The sequence below is a fragment of the Candidatus Glassbacteria bacterium genome (assembly GCA_019456185.1).
Lineage (GTDB): Bacteria > Gemmatimonadota > Glassbacteria > GWA2-58-10 > GWA2-58-10 > JAJRTS01.
The window spans coordinates 1-1,019 of sequence record VRUH01000170.1 but is presented as its reverse complement, the minus strand read 5'-3'; the positions used below and the strand labels follow the sequence as shown (position 1 = coordinate 1,019).

General features: G+C 59.8%; 2 protein-coding genes. Both read left to right on the top strand.

What is annotated here, in order from left to right; all coding sequences use genetic code 11:
* Positions 1-244, top strand: a 244-nt coding sequence (locus tag FVQ81_18680) for a molybdopterin oxidoreductase family protein (GenBank protein ID MBW7998556.1), incomplete at its 5' end; no start/stop codon positions are given.
* 99 nt (positions 245-343) lie between these two features.
* On the top strand, positions 344-1,019 hold a 676-nt coding region (locus tag FVQ81_18675; protein ID MBW7998555.1), incomplete at its 3' end, for an IS701 family transposase.

The following is a 1,019-nucleotide window of genomic DNA, read 5'->3' as shown; positions in this document are numbered from 1 at the left end:
GGCCAGGGAACTCAACGGCGGCGACCAAGTGCGGGTCTGGAACGATCTGGGCGAAGTGTTCCTGAGCTTGCGCGTCACCGATGCGGTGCGGCTAGGGGTGATCTCCTCCCCCAAGGGCGCCTGGTTCCACACCAGCCCCAACGGCCAGACGGTCTCCGCCCTGGCGCCCGGTCACCAGGCCGACCTGAGCGAGGGGGCCTGTTTCAACGATACCCGGGTGGACGTGGCGGCGGTGGGCGGCTGACTGGGATGGAATGAGCCTCCGGCGGCGAAGGCTTTTGCCTATGGCAACTACTACTACTTGGTTACATTAAGCTGTTCGTTCTGTAATGATTGGGTTATTATGCCATCGAACCTTCAAGCTCAAGGAGGAGCGATGGCTATTTTCAAAGCTGGAACCGAGCCGCTGGAGGGACTGGCGGCATATTTGAAACCGTTTAGCGCACTGGTACGGCGCTCGGAGAGCAAACATGCGCTGGAGCGCTACACGACTGGGCTGTTGTCGGATCTTCCCCGTAAAACCGCTTCGGATATGGGCCGGACTTTGCCGGGCACCAACGACCAACGGCTGCGGGAATTTCTCACCAACACCGCATGGGATGCCCGCGAGATGGATCGCCTTCGCATCGCCCATATGGTCAAGCACGCCACGGCCAGCGACGGTGTGTTGATCGTGGACGATACCGGGTTCGCAAAGAAAGGAAGCCATTCCGTGGGGGTCGCTCGGCAATACTCGGGTACATTGGGTCGGGTGGACAACTGTCAGGTGCTGGTCACGACCCATTATGTGGACGGAGTATTCGACTGGCCGGTGATGGCCCGACTCTATCTGTCGGAGCAATGGTGCCAAGATTCCGCTCGACGTGATAAAGCCCAGGTCCCTTCCGAGATAGACTTTCAAACCAAGGGAAAGATCGCGCTGGATTTGATCGACGAGGGCCGGGATGTCGGCATTGAGCCCAAGACTGTATTGACCGACGCGGGCTACGGAGACCAGACCCCGTTTCTGGACGGCCTGG